Annotated in this window: 2 rRNA genes and 1 pseudogene; all 3 read right to left on the minus strand. The window is 65.9% G+C overall.

Annotation, left to right across the window (positions count from 1 at the left end):
- Window positions 1-687, minus strand: a pseudogene (locus HCN56_RS23040) (hypothetical protein); the annotation flags it as partial.
- 31 nt (window positions 688-718) lie between these two features.
- A 5S ribosomal RNA gene (gene rrf, locus HCN56_RS23045) occupies window positions 719-835 on the minus strand.
- 132 nt (window positions 836-967) lie between these two features.
- A 23S ribosomal RNA gene (locus HCN56_RS23050) occupies window positions 968-1,067 on the minus strand; the annotation flags it as partial.

Genomic DNA, 1,067 nt, shown 5'->3' on the forward strand with positions numbered 1-1,067 from the left:
GGCGGAAGCCACCGCCGCGCTGGTCGTCACGGCGCGGGCCACCGGAACGGTCGTCCCGACGGAACGCCGGCCGATCATCATCACGACGCGGACCACGCGGGCGATCGTCACGATCACGGTTGAACGCGGGCCGGTCGCCGTCGCGGCGGAACCCACCGCGGTCATCGCGGTCGCGGTTGAAGGGCGGCCGGTCACCATCACGGCGCGGACCACGGGGACGGTCGTCGCGGTCGCGGTTGTAGGAGGGCCGGTCGCCGTCACGGCGGAAGCCACCGCCGCGCTGGTCGTCACGGCGCGGGCCACCGGAACGGTCGTCCCGACGGAACGCCGGCCGATCATCATCACGACGCGGACCACGCGGGCGATCGTCACGATCACGGTTGTACGACGGCCGATCGCCATCACGCCGGAACCCACCGCGATCGTCGTCCCGACGGAACGAGGGCCGGTCGTCGTCACGGCGCGGGCCGCGAGGACGGTCGTCACGCCGCTGGTAGCTCCGGCTGTCGCCGTGGTCCCGTCCGCCGGGCCGGCTGCCGCGATCGTCGCGGCGGTTGTCGTCGTGTGCATGGGACATGGGGTGGCTCCTGACTTCTCTGCCGGCGCACCACGTTCCGTGCAACGGCATTCGCCCAACGGCAGACCGCCGAGGGCACACAAAAAAAGGGGCTGTTGCCCCCAGCGCATGAACGCTGAGGGCAACAGCCCCTCAAAGATTGTTCGGCGGCGACCTACTCTCCCACACGGTCCCCCATGCAGTACCATCGGCGCTGAAAGGCTTAGCTTCCGGGTTCGAAATGTAACCGGGCGTTTCCCTCTCGCCATGACCACCGAAACTCTTTCGGATGCACCTCGCGAACGAGGTCACCAAAACAGCTCTAGCGAACAAGCACACTCTTCAGTTGAAGAAACTGGTTCACCGGTAACTGTTTGTTATCCGGGAACCACACAGTGGACGCAAGCAACTATGGACAAGCCCTCGGCCTATTAGTACCAGTCAACTCCACCCATTACTGGGCTTCCATATCTGGCCTATCAACCCTGTCGTCTACAGGGAGCCTTACCCC

The sequence above is a fragment of the Streptomyces lonarensis genome, assembly GCF_012033735.1.
Taxonomy (GTDB): domain Bacteria; phylum Actinomycetota; class Actinomycetes; order Streptomycetales; family Streptomycetaceae; genus Streptomyces; species Streptomyces lonarensis.